This is a genomic window from Marvinbryantia sp. (assembly GCF_047017445.1).
Lineage (GTDB): Bacteria > Bacillota > Clostridia > Lachnospirales > Lachnospiraceae > Marvinbryantia.
Genome location: NZ_JBKXTT010000007.1, coordinates 1 through 14,140, shown reverse-complemented (window position 1 = coordinate 14,140; position 14,140 = coordinate 1). Strand labels below are relative to the sequence as shown.

General features: G+C 43.0%; 18 protein-coding genes. 3 read left to right on the top strand and 15 right to left on the bottom strand.

What is annotated here, in order from left to right; genetic code table 11:
• Positions 1–17 precede the first annotated feature (17 nt).
• From ACLU9Q_RS09370 to ACLU9Q_RS09335, 8 genes are all read right to left on the bottom strand, one after another.
• Positions 18–1,640 carry a GH39 family glycosyl hydrolase gene (locus tag ACLU9Q_RS09370; protein WP_412625100.1) on the bottom strand — a complete coding sequence of 541 codons (1,623 nt, stop codon included), beginning with the start codon at positions 1,638–1,640 and terminating at the stop codon, positions 18–20.
• Between the two features lie 406 nt (positions 1,641–2,046).
• Positions 2,047–2,715 (bottom strand): AAA family ATPase, encoded by a 669-nt coding sequence (locus tag ACLU9Q_RS09365; RefSeq protein ID WP_412625099.1) that lies wholly within the window; start codon positions 2,713–2,715, stop codon positions 2,047–2,049.
• A gap of 651 nt (positions 2,716–3,366) precedes the next feature.
• Positions 3,367–3,672, bottom strand: a complete 306-nt coding sequence (locus ACLU9Q_RS09360; RefSeq protein ID WP_006863492.1) for a type II toxin-antitoxin system RelE/ParE family toxin — start codon at positions 3,670–3,672, stop codon at positions 3,367–3,369.
• Entirely contained in the window at positions 3,662–3,928 is a 267-nt protein-coding gene (locus tag ACLU9Q_RS09355; RefSeq protein WP_006863491.1) for a type II toxin-antitoxin system Phd/YefM family antitoxin, read from the bottom strand. Before ACLU9Q_RS09355 ends, ACLU9Q_RS09360 begins: the two co-directional genes overlap by 11 nt.
• Before the next feature lie 364 nt (positions 3,929–4,292).
• Entirely contained in the window at positions 4,293–4,718 is a 426-nt protein-coding gene (locus ACLU9Q_RS09350; protein ID WP_302591517.1) for a PIN domain-containing protein, read from the bottom strand.
• Positions 4,702–4,941 carry a hypothetical protein gene (locus ACLU9Q_RS09345; protein WP_040785737.1) on the bottom strand — a complete coding sequence of 80 codons (240 nt, stop codon included), beginning with the start codon at positions 4,939–4,941 and terminating at the stop codon, positions 4,702–4,704. Before ACLU9Q_RS09345 ends, ACLU9Q_RS09350 begins: the two co-directional genes overlap by 17 nt.
• A 253-nt stretch (positions 4,942–5,194) precedes the next feature.
• Entirely contained in the window at positions 5,195–5,785 is a 591-nt protein-coding gene (locus tag ACLU9Q_RS09340; protein ID WP_412625098.1) for a hypothetical protein, read from the bottom strand.
• Entirely contained in the window at positions 5,772–6,500 is a 729-nt protein-coding gene (locus tag ACLU9Q_RS09335; protein ID WP_412625097.1) for a hypothetical protein, read from the bottom strand. The genes ACLU9Q_RS09340 and ACLU9Q_RS09335 overlap by 14 nt, the downstream gene beginning before the upstream one ends.
• Before the next feature lie 408 nt (positions 6,501–6,908).
• Here ACLU9Q_RS09335 and ACLU9Q_RS09330 point away from each other — a divergent pair, with 408 nt between their 5' ends.
• Positions 6,909–7,226 (top strand): tyrosine-type recombinase/integrase, encoded by a 318-nt coding sequence (locus ACLU9Q_RS09330; protein ID WP_074680303.1) that lies wholly within the window; start codon positions 6,909–6,911, stop codon positions 7,224–7,226.
• Between the two features lie 210 nt (positions 7,227–7,436).
• Here ACLU9Q_RS09330 and ACLU9Q_RS09325 read toward each other — a convergent pair whose 3' ends face one another.
• From ACLU9Q_RS09325 to ACLU9Q_RS09315, 3 genes are all read right to left on the bottom strand, one after another.
• Complete coding sequence (locus ACLU9Q_RS09325; RefSeq protein ID WP_296832297.1) at positions 7,437–8,447, bottom strand: GGGtGRT protein; 1,011 nt, start codon at positions 8,445–8,447, stop codon at positions 7,437–7,439.
• Between the two features lie 19 nt (positions 8,448–8,466).
• Positions 8,467–9,159 carry an iron-sulfur cluster assembly scaffold protein gene (locus ACLU9Q_RS09320; protein WP_296832301.1) on the bottom strand — a complete coding sequence of 231 codons (693 nt, stop codon included), beginning with the start codon at positions 9,157–9,159 and terminating at the stop codon, positions 8,467–8,469.
• A 125-nt stretch (positions 9,160–9,284) separates the two neighbouring features.
• Complete coding sequence (locus ACLU9Q_RS09315; RefSeq protein ID WP_296832304.1) at positions 9,285–9,989, bottom strand: 3D domain-containing protein; 705 nt, start codon at positions 9,987–9,989, stop codon at positions 9,285–9,287.
• 244 nt (positions 9,990–10,233) lie between these two features.
• Here ACLU9Q_RS09315 and ACLU9Q_RS09310 point away from each other — a divergent pair, with 244 nt between their 5' ends.
• Together ACLU9Q_RS09310 and ACLU9Q_RS09305 are read left to right on the top strand one after the other, a co-directional pair.
• Positions 10,234–11,295, top strand: coding sequence for a ribonuclease H-like domain-containing protein (locus ACLU9Q_RS09310; protein ID WP_296832307.1), 1,062 nt, complete (start codon positions 10,234–10,236; stop codon positions 11,293–11,295).
• Between the two features lie 179 nt (positions 11,296–11,474).
• On the top strand, positions 11,475–11,621 hold the full coding sequence (locus ACLU9Q_RS09305; protein WP_296832310.1) for a TnpV protein: 147 nt from the start codon (positions 11,475–11,477) through the stop codon (positions 11,619–11,621).
• Positions 11,622–12,175: 554 nt separating this feature from the next.
• Here the strand turns inward: ACLU9Q_RS09305 and ACLU9Q_RS09300 are convergent.
• The 4 genes from ACLU9Q_RS09300 to ACLU9Q_RS09285 form a co-directional block, all read right to left on the bottom strand.
• The gene (locus ACLU9Q_RS09300) at positions 12,176–12,634 is read right to left on the bottom strand and encodes a DUF6650 family protein (protein ID WP_296832313.1); all 459 of its coding nucleotides are present in this window, start codon (positions 12,632–12,634) and stop codon (positions 12,176–12,178) included.
• A complete protein-coding gene (locus ACLU9Q_RS09295; protein WP_296832316.1) occupies positions 12,631–12,960 on the bottom strand; it encodes a hypothetical protein in 330 nt (109 codons plus the stop codon). The genes ACLU9Q_RS09300 and ACLU9Q_RS09295 overlap by 4 nt, the downstream gene beginning before the upstream one ends.
• On the bottom strand, positions 12,951–13,730 hold the full coding sequence (locus ACLU9Q_RS09290; protein ID WP_296832321.1) for a nucleotidyl transferase AbiEii/AbiGii toxin family protein: 780 nt from the start codon (positions 13,728–13,730) through the stop codon (positions 12,951–12,953). The genes ACLU9Q_RS09295 and ACLU9Q_RS09290 overlap by 10 nt, the downstream gene beginning before the upstream one ends.
• On the bottom strand, positions 13,723–14,140 hold a 418-nt coding region (locus tag ACLU9Q_RS09285; protein WP_412625096.1), incomplete at its 5' end, for a type IV toxin-antitoxin system AbiEi family antitoxin domain-containing protein. The genes ACLU9Q_RS09285 and ACLU9Q_RS09290, both read right to left, overlap by 8 nt.

The following is a 14,140-nucleotide window of genomic DNA, read 5'->3' as shown; positions in this document are numbered from 1 at the left end:
CCCTCTCCTGCTGTTTCCTACTGCTCTGAAATCAAAACAACACTCCACGGTTTCAGTGTCAGATCCAGATTCAGGATTCCCGTTTCATCCGCTTCCAGCATCTCTTCTTTCAGATTCTCCCCACAGGTTTTCAACGCCGTTTCCTGTTCCCGTGTAAGATTTGACGGACAGCCAAAAGACTCCCATAGTTTTACTACGTTTCCACTTTCCTGATCCAAAATCTCCATTCTGAAAGACGATGACGCTGCTAACTTGGTAATACACATAGAGAGCTCTGCCGTTTCTCCTTGTTTTTGGAATTCTTCAATCGTCCTTCTGTCGGGATATGCTGAAATTGGAACAGATTCTGCGACTTCTTTCGGATAATGATAAAAAAGCGCCCGAAGTTTCCCCTGTTGATTTTTTGTAATTATAGCTCCCTCTGTTTTCCAGATCACTTCTTCTCCCAATTGATTCAGAAAACGATATGCATGATATGCCGGTTTTTTAATCCCTTGCATATTGAGCAGGCCGAATCCTCCGTGAAATGGTTCCGGGCCTGGTCCTTGTTCTTCAAAGATATCGGTAAACACCCAGTAGGAGAGGGAATCTGCCAACCCTTCTGAATCCAGATTGCATTTTATAATGTATACCGCTTCGGCAAGAGAATCATGGCTACAGTCTCTTGACGTCGGACTGGAACTCCATTCCGTCAGATGGATCTCCGCATCTTTATATACACTGGCGTCTAACGTGTTCCTAAGCCATGTCAGGTCATCCTGCAGAGCATTCACATACCGCGACCTGCCTTTCAATCCGGTTCCTTCTCTTTGGTTGTCTACTGCAAAATCTGTCGGATACGGATGTGTGGACACAAAATCAACCGACAAATGCTCTGTCTCACAAAAGCGCAGAAAATCCTCAATCCATGTGCCTTTCCATTCCAGACTCTGCAGATCCTCCACCTGATTCGTCTTATGAGCGCTTACGTCTTCCACTTCTCCGTCAAATCTGGAATCCGGCACAAAATTACTGGTCGCCGGCCCGCCGACACGCAGTCTTTCGCAGATACCTTTTATTGCATTTACCGAAGTCTGATAGAGACGGAAATACTGGGATTTTGTCCCATACCAGAAAGCATGGAGATCCGCTTCGTTCCAGATTTCAAAATACCACTGCTCCACTTCCTCCAGCCCATATCTCTCGATCCAGTGTCTGACCAGATCGGCAAGCAGCCTCCCCCACGCTTCATAATCAACAGGCGGCGTTACATTCGCTCTCCACCAGAATTGGGTTCCGTCTCCGCTTGCCATCGCTTCCGGCATAAATCCGAATTCTACAAATGGCCGGATCTTCATCCCCAACAGCGCATCGAACAGCATATCTATATAGGCGAAATTATAAAATTCCTTTTCCCCTTCTTTTCGATATACGCCCATCTCATCACACAGAAGTCCGTGAAAACGGATATATCGAAATCCACAGTCTCTTACCGTCATTTGCAGCTGTTTCTGCCACACTGCCCTTAATCCCTCACCGGCTCTTCCTGCTCCGATACAGGTATTCCAGTATTTTTTTATCTTCTTTCCATTTTCTTTTGCATTTACTCTGATCGTTTCCATCGTTGATGCCTTCTTTCTATTCTGATCTTTTCTTATCATAGCATTTCCTCACCAGCAGAAAAGTCAGAAATTCAAGAAAAATCTGCTGAAAATCGTGTTTTTCCTGCACAGCAGCTCAAATTGGCAAAATCTGAATCCGGTAATATATAAGTGGCCTAATGTGAGAAAGAACCTTATGGATATTGGCGCTTTTATAATTCTGATTATTGTTTCTTTACTTCAGGAAAAATGGAGAAAATAGATAATGACTATATATATTGTTTTTGAAAACTGAATTATAGAATAAAATCACCTAAACGGACGATAACCCAGAATGCTACCGTCCGTTTTTGCCTTTTGCAAATGTACAACTACCTCACAGCGGCAGGCATGAGCAGAAAGCAGGTTACAAGGCTTCCAACTCAATAACAGCAAAATATGCAAATCTTAAAAAATCTTAAAAAAATCAGTTTTTATTGTTTTGAAATAAAGCAACCGTTTTTTTCTCCCCTTCCGGTGCAAGAAGGCATTTTTCGTGAATTAGGCAGCTCTCCTTTGTCTCCATATCCGCCCTCTCCAGACAAAGCACGCTGCTGATTTTTTCTGCAAACTCATTTTTCCATATATTCCCGTTTTCACTTCCCAAGCCATCTGAATAGGCAATCAATATCATTGCACAACCGGTATGCTTCGCAATCCCCTCCAGCTTATGCAGGATCGGATAAATCAGCTCCGGTTCATCCCCATAAACCTCATATTCCAGATATTCCTGAATAGGATCAACAATCATCACATGAATATTAAAGTCTTCAATCAGTTTTTCTATACTTTCATCTGCCAGAGTAAAGGGAAGCATGTCATTGACAGCTAATATTCTGGACAGATCCGCGCCGGATTCTATAAGCCTGGGTCCTACCATGTCGGAAAGATCATCATCCGCACTGAAATAAAGCACATTTCCCGTTGGGTGTTCCTCCATCCCTTCCAGATTCTTCTGACTTGTAAATGCTGCCATGAGCTGACAGGCAAACATGGTTTTTCCGGAATCCGGCGCACCATGGATAACCGTAATCTTTCCAGACGGTATATACGGATACCAAAGCCAGTTTAAAGGCTGTTCTTTTACTTCACTCATATTTGTTACTTCCCTGCTCTTTTCTTTTAATTGAAACATCATAATCTCCCTTCTTTTAAATCCGCCGCTTTTCTGCGGTCTTTGTTCCGTTCCATATGTCCCCGCGGGAACCGTGTTCATCTCTCCTGCATCTAATAGCCCCGGCAAGCTTTTTAAAATTACATCTGTCTTTCCGGTCTGCGAAAAAAACGGGTGCCATCACAGCACCCGTAACTTCCCGATAATCTTATTTTTTAGATACCAGACCTTCCCTGCCTGGCCGCAGGGATCTGTCTGGTATCTGTTTCTATCTTTAGAATAATCTTCTCTTTGTTTTTCTCGCCCTGTTTCTTCTCCTGTGTCTGCTTCTGATGTATTCCGTCTGTTTCGGCTGCTGCAGAAGTTCCTGCCAGAATGAGCGCAGTGCTGCACAAAGCAAAAGCCAGCGAACTCGCAACGCGCCCTTTTCTATGATTCTTTTCCCAACTATCTTTCCCCCTTCATGACCTGATATATGTTCTGGTTTCCATAGAAAACTGTCTTTTCCAACCACGCCGCATCCTTGCTTTCTGCGGCTGATCCCGGACAGACAAAAAGGAACCTGCAATGCAGATTCCTTTTTGTCCGGCCACAACCATCCTGTGACAGATAAATCTCTTTCATTCCGTTTTCTTAATAAAACAGTTTTGTATACTCTGTCTGAGTATCCGCAATATGGTATACATATACTGTTTTATCAATTTTCCTGTAAATGGCAACATGTTTTTTACAAATTACCATGCGGTATCCCTGTTCATTCAGCCACGTATCTGGTATCATTGATCCAAAATCCAGGAACTGCTCCAAGCGTTCAATAACATCCAGGATATGATCGCTGACTTTAACCGCAGTTTCTACATCAAACTGTACCGCATACCAATCCTCAATCCTTTTTAAATCTTCCCACGCGGTCGGAAGAATCTCTACCCTATATGCCATTTAGTCTTTCCCTCAGTTTTTCCCTCGCTTCGGAAACAGTTAACGTCGGCTCCCCGGCAATGCGTTCCTGTTCTGCCTGCAATACTTTTGCCCGCAGTTCCAATATCTGCTCCCGCTTTTCAAAAGCTTCTATACTCATGACTACTACATCACCTTCTCCGTTCTTGGTAATGTAAATAGGTTCCTTGGTTTCTTTGGCAAGGTTAGAGATTGCTGTATAGTCATTTCTTAAAGCTGCAGATGCTTTTATAATCATCTCGTCACCTCCATATATCTTTTTTTTGATATAATTATATCATTATTCATCTATATTGTAAAGGCAATAGAATCACGCAGCTTTCCGTTTCTTTTCCATAGTATCTCTTAAGATCCAATCATCAATCCCTTTATAGGCTCCATTCCACAATCCATCTTCTCCCACATCCCACGTCATGCGGCAGCATCGAAGATCTAGCTCCCGGCAGATTTCATAAAGCTTCAGGCATCTCTGGCGTATCGAATCCCGTTTCTGCTGCTGTCATAATGTGAAACAACTTCAAATACATAATTTGAGTTAAAAAACCCCCTCTTTCAGCAAATCTGCTTCCAGAGGGGAATCTCAGACTTCTATCAATAACCACTTAACCTAAAATATCCTGGAACATTTCACACATCTGTTCCGGCTCTACACATGGAATATCGCTTCCTGAAAAATCTGCAACATTGCGTGTTACAATATAATCTGCATGATATTCTTTTGCACACTCCATTTGCAGGCAATCTTCGAAATCATCAAATTCATCATTTTTCAATGCATTTTGAATTTTGCCTGTATCCACGCACTCTACATCAAATAATGTACATACGGCAAGCAGTATTTCTTTTCTCTCTGCTATGGTATATACCTTGCGTAAGATAAAGAACATATTAGAAACTGTATGTGCCGCAATGCACCCGGATATCTTCCGCTTTTCACAGGCTGCCACAATCTTTCTTGCTGACTCAGAATATGGCTCGCGGTTTAGTATATAATCTAAAACAACATTTGTATCAATCAACACCCGCATTCCCATATTTCTCCTCACGATAAGATGCTAACTCCTCCTTGTAATCTAAATCAACCACATCCGTTTTTCTTAGCCGCTCTAATGTTTGAAAGGCCTTTGTTCTCCGCTCATCATCCTGCCCATACAGCCCGGCTACCCCTTCCATGATCTGTATAATAAATACTAATTTGTCTTCTGGAATTTCATTTAATAGTGTTATTGCATCCTGTCTCAGCTTTGTCATTATCATCGCCCCTTTCTCTGACTTAATATTGACTATGCTTCTTTATTTTATCATACTCTGCGGCTAAAGTCATTTTCTTTTTTCTCAATATCAGCTTTGACGAGCAAAATATATTTTGTTTATATAAAGAGCGTCTTTTTGGCTTTTTTACTCATTGCATCTGGCTGTTCGTTCTCAAAAAGCCGAAACTTCCCCTCTTTTTCCCTTTATGCACCCTTCTTTTCCCCTTATCTTCCCTCATCACTTCCTTTCGTTAGTTGTACACAAATCTCACTTGTATTTTTTTCTCCAATTCTGATTCATCCTCTTTTATCCGTCTGTTTTTCCACGCATTGAGCAGGAGCCGGTGCTTTTGCTTCCTGCTCTGCTTTACTTTTTCCCACAACATCTCCCAGGCTTCTATGATTTGTGCAATCATGTGCCCAATCTGTATCAGATAATAATGGTTCTTCATCCCCTGGTAATCATGGCTGAACCGGTGTTCCAGATAATACCCTTGTTTTTTCTGTGCGTTGAATCCTTCATTTTCTATTTTCCATCTCCATCTTCCTCGTTCCGCTGTTTCTTTTACATTTCTCCCCGTGATACTCAGATCCGTTACAAACAAAAACTTCTTTTTCTCTTCCACGGCCTCGTATTCCACTACGTTGATGCTTTCTCCTCGGTAATCAATCCCTGTAACATAGTCATATACTCCTTCCGGCTTTTCCTGCAGGTTCTTTTCCTGCTTTTTTAATACCTGATACTCCTGGTTAATACTGGGGATGCTCCCTTCCTTATATCGTAAAATATATTTCCATTTCTTCCTGCGGCATTCTTTAAAAAATCCTTCACTCGCATACAAGCTGTCCCCCGCAGATACAGATCTGCAGCATCGGGAATTCCTGTTTCAAACGCTCCATCAGCCGTTTTGCACCTTCCTGCTCACAGTCCTGCTTCTCCACTTCCCGCTTTTCATTCTCGATAAACCCTGTCAGAATGCTCACCTGAATCTTTTCGTGAAGAATGACCTTTGCTTCCAATACATAATAGTAATACTCCGTATATTCTCCCTCAGTTCCTTTCTTCTTTCGACAGAACAAGCTGTGTTCTCCCAGATCTTTTCTGCTCCGATACAACTGTGTCCCATCTATAATAATCTGCCAGTATTTTCCTCGAAGCCGCGCATCCTCGAAAGCTCTGCTCCGGATCAGCCTGTATACCAGCCGACATACAACTTTCTGTAATTCATCCGATGAAAACCGTTTCAGATAATTGTTGATCGTTTCCCAATAAGGCAGCTCCTTTAGTTCTTCTCCGCACAACACCCCAATATTTTCAATTACAGTTTCATCATTAAATTCTCCGCTTGTACTCCTCATGCTGTTGATATAAAATATAGATGACAGGATCCGTGTCATCAGTAAGACATGGTTGCTATAGATGATATAGCTTTGGTGCCTTGGATCCTCCACCTGCTTTAACAAGGATAAAAGTTCCGGGAAAAAGTGGCGGATCACCTTTACCAATTCACAGGCAAGGTTAAACCGTGCCAGGTGTTCCCTTGATTCTTTTCTCATGATTTTTTCTTTTGTTTTTGCTGGAAAAACCTCCCTTCTTTCGGGCTTGCGAAGAAAAAAGTTTTCGAGCTAACTTTATTATCTCGCAATTCTCCTGAAAAAGGGAGGTTTTTATTAATAATTATTTTTGCTCGTCAGAGCTGGTATCAAGATAAAACTCGTTCTGTAAAACAAAAACAATTAGATAATGGAAGCTCAAGAGCCGGTAACGGCTACTGGTACTTTTCAGAACCTAAATTCCGTTCTTATCGAGTAATTGATATTGACAATGAATTAACGGAACTGTTAGGAAAAGAAATTGAAAAACAAGATAGAGCACGTACTTATTATGGTAATTTTTATAAACACTATTACGTTGAAGTACCATTGATATATGGAGGAAAAAGACCAGAAAAGTTTCCGCCTGCCATGAACCGACTCTCGGACAATTTAGGGAGCGTAGAAATACAGCCGTTACTGGTTAGAGAAAATGGAGAATATATTGCGCCACGTACTATGCAACATACTTCATCTGTAATCCATCATAAAATGAATTTCCCTGAGTTTGATTTCCATAGTCTACGCCATACGCACGCTACAATGTTACAAGAAAACGGAGCTGATATGGTTTACATACAAAGACGATTAGGACATGTAAATCTTTCTACTACAAATATATACACGGATCATTTAACAGAAACAATTCAAACACGCAGCTTTGCAATTTTAAATAGCATGTATGACTAATATACTAAAATATTCTGCCTGCCGCAAAGCCAAATCATATCAAAAAAGTCAACATTTGGTCAACATTGAAAATGAATGTTGACCAAATGTTGACTTTTTTCAAATCTAACCCAATTTTCCATTGAAAATCGCGATTATCAGCTGAAAAAGAAAGGAGCCTTCGGGACCTGCCCGAAAGCTCCAAACCCTTGATTTTAAAGAATTTTTTAATTAAAATTTGCCTGCTTTTGCAGCTTCCTCAATGCTTACCGCAACCGCCACCGTCATACCAACCATCGGGTTGTTGCCCGCACCGATCAGACCCATCATCTCAACGTGAGCCGGAACGGAAGAGGAGCCTGCAAACTGTGCATCAGAATGCATACGTCCAAGCGTATCTGTCATACCGTAGGAAGCCGGACCTGCTGCCATGTTGTCCGGGTGAAGGGTACGGCCTGTGCCGCCGCCGGATGCTACGGAAAAATACTTCTTGCCCTTCTCGTTACATTCCTTCTTGTAGGTACCTGCAACCGGATGCTGGAAACGTGTCGGATTGGTGGAGTTTCCGGTGATGGAAACGTCTACGCCCTCTTTCCACATGATCGCAACGCCTTCCGGAACGCTGTTTGCGCCGTAGCAGTTTACCTTTGCACGAAGTCCCTCAGAGTAGGATTTGCGGAATACTTCCTTTACCTCATTGGTGTACGGGTTGTACTCTGTCTCAACATAGGTGAAGCCGTTGATTCTCGCGATGATCTGAGCAGCGTCTTTTCCAAGACCGTTCAGGATAACGCGCAGCGGTTTCTGACGAACCTTGTTTGCCTTCTCAGCGATACCGATCGCGCCCTCTGCTGCCGCGAAGGACTCATGACCAGCCAGGAATGCGAAGCACTCGGTATCTTCCTCAAGAAGCATTTTGCCGAGGTTTCCGTGACCAAGACCTACCTTACGGGTATCTGCAACGGAACCCGGAATGCAGAATGCCTGCAGACCCTCGCCGATCGCTGCTGCAGCTTCAGATGCTTTCTTGCAGCCCTTCTTGATCGCGATCGCTGCGCCTACAGTGTATGCCCAACATGCGTTTTCAAAACAGATCGGCTGGATGCCTTTGATCTGATCGTAAACGTTCAGCCCTGCATCCTTTGTGATCTTCTCTGCCTCTTCAATGGAAGCAATGCCATAACTATTCAGAACGGAATTGATTTTGTCAATTCGTCTTTCATATGATTCAAATAAAGCCATTTCCTGTTACCTCCCTCTATTATTCTTTTCTCGGATCGATGATTTTAACAGCGTCTGCTACACGGCCGTACTGACCTTTTGCCTTTTCCCATGCAGTGTTCGGATCGTCGCCCTTTTTGATGAAGTCTGTCATCTTTCCAAGGCTTACGAACTGATAACCAATGATTTCATTGTCTGCATCAAGAGCAATGCCGGTAACATAACCTTCTGCCATTTCCAGGTAACGCGGACCTTTTTTCAGTGTGCCGTACATGGTACCAACCTGGGAGCGAAGACCCTTTCCAAGGTCCTCCAGACCAGCGCCAACCGGAAGTCCGTCCTCCGAGAATGCGGACTGGGAACGTCCATATACGATCTGCAGGAACAGCTCTCTCATTGCGGTGTTGATCGCATCACATACGAGGTCTGTGTTCAGCGCCTCCATAACAGTCAGACCCGGAAGGATCTCCGATGCCATAGCTGCGGAATGGGTCATACCGGAACATCCGATCGTCTCAACCAGCGCTTCCTGGATGATACCCTCTTTTACATTCAGAGTAAGCTTGCATGCACCCTGCTGCGGTGCGCACCAGCCAACACCATGTGTCAGACCGGAAATGTCTTTTACCTCTTTTGCCTGAACCCATTTTGCTTCTTCCGGAATGGGAGCTGCGCCATGATGAACGCCTTGTGCAACTGGACACATTTCTTCTACTTCGCGTGAATAAATCATTTTAAGACTCCTTTCAATAATAAATATCTTTCTATGTACACCGGCTGACTGCTGCGGCCGGTTTGTACCTCGCTCATATTTTCTCATAAAACGCCAAAATAGTCTAGCGTTTTTTGTGAAAAACATCATTTACTTGCAAATACCTCTGCCGAAGCGACCCCATTGTTGACCGCAACGGAATGGTCATTTACATAAATGTCAATGTGTTTTCCCTCCACGCCGCTTCCGGTATCCTCAACGCAATACTCGTGACCGTTGATATAGATGTGCGTGCCAAGCGGAAGCACCTCCGGATCTGCCGCGACTGTCCAGTCCGCCACCGGGTACGCCCCGCTCGCCGTCGGTCCGCCGGACCACCACCCGCAGCAGAGCTCACACGCACAGTAATAGGTGACGGTAAAGACGCCCATTGACTCCCCGATATTCTGCGCCCCTGCCGGCACAAGGTCCGAGAGATACTCATTGCTCACAAAACCAACGACCCCGCTTTCCATCTGTACACGGCTCCAGCCGTTGTCACAGACGCCCGTCACCTGCACCTTCGTATACTGCGCAAGCTTGCCGACCTCCTCGTACTCCGTGCCCGGCAGCGCACGCACCGTCAGCACATCGGTTGTATAGGACTCCTTCTGAATGGCAACCTCCTGCACATTCTGCTGCGCAAGCTCTTCAACAGGCTCCTCCTGCGGAACCTCTCCCTCGCTCATAATGCTGAGCATCGCCGCGCTGTAGTCCGCATCGATCACCGCAGGCTCCTGTGCGTTCACCGCCGTTGACAAGCAGAGACCGGCAAGCATACAGACTCCTGCTATTTTTTGTTTTATACGCATTGCAAAATCCTCCCAAATGATTTCCCTTCCCCATCCGGGCACTCCATATATGCCATGCGCATTCCCGAAACAATACAAAGCGGGATCTTACACGCAAAAAAGACGGAGTACCCCTTTTGAATACTCCGCCCCTTAGATGTACTTATTTTACCATATATTTCCATACTTGACAAGCACGACTTATCCACACAAATTCCTTCAATATTTATTTGCCTGATTCCGCAAAATGCGCTATAATGCAGTCATGATTACGAAAATTTACCCCATTCAGTTAAATTTAAACGGCACCGCATTCCAGGATTATAACAAATCCGGTATGCTCTTTTTTGATATCGAAACGACGGGGCTTTCCGCGCGCAGCTCCTCTTTATATCTGATCGGAGCCGTCAGCTATGCTCCCTCCGGCTGGCAGATTACCCAGTGGTTCGCCGAGACTCCATCTGAGGAGGATCAGGTTCTGGCCGCCTTTCTCGCCTTTGCGAGAAAATTTTCCCAGGTGATCCACTTTAACGGCGACCGTTTTGACATTCCCTATCTGCAGGAAAAGTGCCGCGCTTACCAGCTTGCGGACACCTTCTCCACACTTGTCAGCCGCGACCTGTACCGTATGCTCCGGCCGCTGAAGAATCTGTTGTCCCTGCCGGCGCTGAAACAGAAAAGCCTGGAGGAGTTTCTGGATATCCGCCGCGAGGATCAATACTCCGGCGGCGAGCTGATCGACATCTATCACCAGTATGCGTCCGTTCCCTCGAAGGATAGCTTGAGACTGCTTTTGCTGCACAACTACGAGGATCTGCTCGGTATGCTCTCTATCCTGCCGCTGCTCTCCTACCTGCCGGTCTTAAACGGAAGCTTTGGCGTTGCGGGCGGACATGCGGCAGGCGATTCTCTGATCATCGAGACCTGGTACCCTGCAAAGCTGCCAAAGCCCTTTTCCTACCGCGGCGAGCATTTTTATCTGACGGGCGAAAATACCCGTCTTGCCTTTCAGATTCACGGTATACGCGGCTCCCTGAAGCACTTTTTCCCGGACTATAAAAATTATTACTACCTTCCTCTTGAGGATATCGCCATTCACAAAAGCATCGCCGCCTATGTGGACAAGGACTATCGGGAGCCAGCCACCGCCGCCACCTGCTTTACGAAAAAAGAAGGCTTCTTCCTGCCGCAGAATGATATTCTGTTTGAACCGGTATTTAAAGAAGCCTACAAAGATAAAGTTTCTTATTTTCAGTGTACGGAAAAGTTTCTGCAGGATAAGGAACAGATGCTCCGCTATCTGCGGCATCTCGTCTCCGCTATCTGAAGCAGCATCTCTGCTATCGGAAACCCGGCGTTTCAGCTGTCCGTTTTCCGTAAAATTCCAGTAAAAAAGGATACTCACAAGGGAGAGGCTACATAAGGAAGTAGCTTCTCCCTTTGGCTTTGTAGCCAGCCAGATTGATCGGATTGTAGGTAAAATCAATCATATTGGAGGATTACAAAATGAAACAGCATTACACAGATGAAAAAACAGGTAGCAGTTATACACTTCAAGGCGACTATTATTTGCCTGATCTTATTTTACCCGCCGAAAAGGAAAAAAGGCATATTGGCGTATGGGGACAGCGGCACGCAAAATACTTAAAGTAAAATTATAAGGTTTTGTATATGAATTTGTTTACAAGCGGTAAGCTAAACAGCCACCTTGCCGCCGTTGCGTTAAGTTCAAATACATATTGTGAGAAGTTCTCAAAATTCATTCAATTTTAAAAAATAAATTTCGCAATACTACTTTTCTGAGCATCGCTGAGGTTTTCAATTTTTTCATTAAATTTAATTTCCGTTTGATTAATACTTTCAACACAAGGCTTCAACCATTCAATTTCTTCAAAAGAAAACCCATATCGTAACATCCATATCTCAGTTGAGTCTTCTGTTCCATATTTGATGTACTTTGCCAACCGCTCAGCACGTTCGTCTTGATACGAAAGATAATACTGATGGAAAACCGCATAGAACAAATCGCTCAGTATAAACCCTATAAGTTTATCGAGAAAATCATATGTATCATAAACAATATGGTCGTAATCGACATCTTTACCCTTTGTTTCAGCAGGGAATAAGGGGAAAATTTCTCAAGATCCTTATTTGTAAGATTATACTTATCCGAGAATTCCCCTGTTTTGATTGCTTCTTTGTACTCCCTAAAATTCATCTGGTATTATTTTATTAAAGGAAAGACTGTGACGCTTTTCGATTGCTTCGATTTCTTTTTTTAATGATTTTCTAAACTGTTTCATAGCTTTGTCAAAATTCAAATCTTCCCAAGTGCCCTCTATTTCATTACTTTTAAATATAATATTGGGTAATTTTAAAAGTGAAACTGTATCTAAATACTGATTACAATCTTCAATCATATTACGAATAATAGATAAATCATCTTTCTTGAAAGAAGTGTCTTTAGTAATTGAAACAAGTTGATCTTTTATTTCTAAAACTGATTCTATACACCATTCTTTATTTTCCATTTCAATCGGATTAACTAATATTCTTTTTGATTCTAAATATATCAATAAAAAAGAAAACTTATCTTTTGCAGAAATAGATTTATTCCAAGAAATTCCTCCAAATGGCGTGCTTATACCATTAAGTTCATATTTCATTTCTGTTCCTCCGCCTGTTTCTTAATCAGCTTTGCCTGCAAAATATGCCTCTGCATAGCTAACTCCCCAACAATTTGATCGTTTGTTGACTGACTGAAAGGTATAGAAGATACGGAAAGATTTACAGCAGCAGCTGCCGCTATATCTTCATCGCTTATCCTTAATTCTTGAATTTTTTTAATCGCAGCATCTCTATCTAACCATCCGTATCTTTGATAATTGAAAATAATACTATCTCTTTCATCTATATCTTTAGTCAAGGACGCTTTATCAAATGCGTCTTTAATTGGATTACTTATTATACAATCCCTCCTAATTACATCCACTCGCTATTAGCGGCAGACCATTTTTCAATAAATTCTCTGTCTCCAACTGCTGCTGTAAACGGTTTTGCTAAAAAGGCTTTTATTGTTATCAACACCGTACTAAAATCATCAGTTTTCGTGTCAATTTTACGGCAAAAAGCTTTCCATTTCTTCTGCATAGCCTCGTCATCATCAAAAGCCCTGACCTGTTCAAACTGCTCCACTGTAAAATTGTGTTCACGGTTCGCAAAGGTTTTTCTGAGTGCTTCGGTCAGCACATTACCGTCAAAATCAAATTTATTGGCAAGATAGTAAATATCATAATAGTCTTTCATGCGGCTGGAAAATTCCATCAGGGTGAGGATCGCATCAATTTTTTCAGCAACGGTCGTTTCGATGGAATAAGTATTAATTGTAGGTGCAATAAAATCATCAAGCTGAGTAGGAATTTTTCTTTTTTCCTGTTTCGGCACAATGACATCGCCAACACCAAAATCATTGCCTGTCTGAACCGTAATAATTTCCTCAAGGATACCCTTTAATTGTTCTGGTGTATTGGGTATTTGCCGAAGCAAAAAATCTACATCAACCGTTACTCGGCTATCAAAGTCAGTAAGGGAATAGAGAAACAAGCCGCCCTTCAATACGAGATTATCGGCATACTTGGACTTTTCCAAACGGCGCAAAAATTCCTCTTGGCAAAAGAGTTGCAAGCAGAGCTGATAACTTCTGCCGCTTTCGGCAGCCTTGTTTTTCAGTCGTGCAAGCACAGATGCAGCAATATCAGCCATTGAGCAGCACCTCCATTACATTCATAACTTTTGTATAAAGCTTCATTTCCTTTGCGTACTTAGATAAATTTGCAAGGTTCTTTTTTTCATCAGCAGCATAGGCATTGACAGCCTTATTAAAAATTTCATTGTCAAGTTTTGTGCGGTACTTAAAACAATCGCATATTGTTCGCTCACGGTCATACACAGGCAATATTACACCGTTAAAATTGCTTGTGGACTTGCCTATATCTAAAAAGCCCTTTTGAATATAGTAAGCCTTCATCGGAAATTCTTCAATGTTCTTTACAGCACGAGACGCTGTTCTCGGCACAGCAATCGACCATTCACGGGGGGAAAAATCACTATATCCGTAGTGAAACAAAGCGGACTCCACACAAATAATTCCCTGCGGAAGAAGCTCTCGTATG

Coding starts and splice junctions, on each gene's coding strand:
- ACLU9Q_RS09330 (WP_074680303.1), top strand. CDS start 6,909: ATGAACCGACTCTCGGACAATTTAGGGAGCGTAGAAATACAGCCGTTA.
- ACLU9Q_RS09290 (WP_296832321.1), bottom strand. CDS start 13,730: ATGGCTGATATTGCTGCATCTGTGCTTGCACGACTGAAAAACAAGGCT.
- ACLU9Q_RS09350 (WP_302591517.1), bottom strand. CDS start 4,718: ATGCGGGTGTTGATTGATACAAATGTTGTTTTAGATTATATACTAAAC.
- ACLU9Q_RS09300 (WP_296832313.1), bottom strand. CDS start 12,634: ATGAAATATGAACTTAATGGTATAAGCACGCCATTTGGAGGAATTTCT.
- ACLU9Q_RS09320 (WP_296832301.1), bottom strand. CDS start 9,159: ATGATTTATTCACGCGAAGTAGAAGAAATGTGTCCAGTTGCACAAGGC.
- ACLU9Q_RS09370 (WP_412625100.1), bottom strand. CDS start 1,640: ATGATAAGAAAAGATCAGAATAGAAAGAAGGCATCAACGATGGAAACG.
- ACLU9Q_RS09355 (WP_006863491.1), bottom strand. CDS start 3,928: ATGATTATAAAAGCATCTGCAGCTTTAAGAAATGACTATACAGCAATC.
- ACLU9Q_RS09325 (WP_296832297.1), bottom strand. CDS start 8,447: ATGGCTTTATTTGAATCATATGAAAGACGAATTGACAAAATCAATTCC.
- ACLU9Q_RS09360 (WP_006863492.1), bottom strand. CDS start 3,672: ATGGCATATAGGGTAGAGATTCTTCCGACCGCGTGGGAAGATTTAAAA.
- ACLU9Q_RS09310 (WP_296832307.1), top strand. CDS start 10,234: ATGATTACGAAAATTTACCCCATTCAGTTAAATTTAAACGGCACCGCA.
- ACLU9Q_RS09345 (WP_040785737.1), bottom strand. CDS start 4,941: ATGACAAAGCTGAGACAGGATGCAATAACACTATTAAATGAAATTCCA.
- ACLU9Q_RS09315 (WP_296832304.1), bottom strand. CDS start 9,989: ATGCGTATAAAACAAAAAATAGCAGGAGTCTGTATGCTTGCCGGTCTC.
- ACLU9Q_RS09365 (WP_412625099.1), bottom strand. CDS start 2,715: ATGAGTGAAGTAAAAGAACAGCCTTTAAACTGGCTTTGGTATCCGTAT.
- ACLU9Q_RS09335 (WP_412625097.1), bottom strand. CDS start 6,500: ATGAGAAAAGAATCAAGGGAACACCTGGCACGGTTTAACCTTGCCTGT.
- ACLU9Q_RS09305 (WP_296832310.1), top strand. CDS start 11,475: ATGAAACAGCATTACACAGATGAAAAAACAGGTAGCAGTTATACACTT.